This is a genomic window from Nonomuraea mesophila (assembly GCF_004352805.1).
Classification (GTDB): domain Bacteria; phylum Actinomycetota; class Actinomycetes; order Streptosporangiales; family Streptosporangiaceae; genus Nonomuraea; species Nonomuraea longispora.
Window position 1 is genome coordinate 1 of record NZ_SMLD01000423.1, and the last position, 352, is coordinate 352.

Annotated in this window: 1 protein-coding gene; it reads right to left on the reverse strand. The window is 69.6% G+C overall.

The window, feature by feature from the left end; all coding sequences use genetic code 11:
* A partial coding sequence (locus E1295_RS48385) for an acyltransferase domain-containing protein (protein ID WP_246081272.1) occupies positions 1–314 on the reverse strand: 314 nt, incomplete at its 3' end.
* Positions 315–352 lie beyond the last annotated feature (38 nt).

Below are 352 nucleotides of genomic sequence, written 5' to 3' on the forward strand. Positions count from 1 at the left end.
CCGCGTACCCACAGCTCGGCCGCGCTCGCCCACAACCGGCGCAGACCACCGTCGTCACGGCGCAGCGTGCCGACCGACACCGCCTCGCCACCCGACTCCTCCAACGTCTCGCGGGTGCCGATCTGCAACACCGGGTGGGCGCTGGCCTCCACGAAGAACCGATGCCCCGACTCCGCCAGAGCACTGACCGCCGACGCGAACCACACCGTCTGCCGCAGGTTCTCATACCAGTACGCGCCGTCCACCTCAGAACCGGACAACCACTCCCGCCGCACCGTCGAATACCAGGCCACCTGCGCCTCGCGCGGGGTCACCGGAGCCAGCAACCTCGCGAGCTCGTCCTGAATGGACT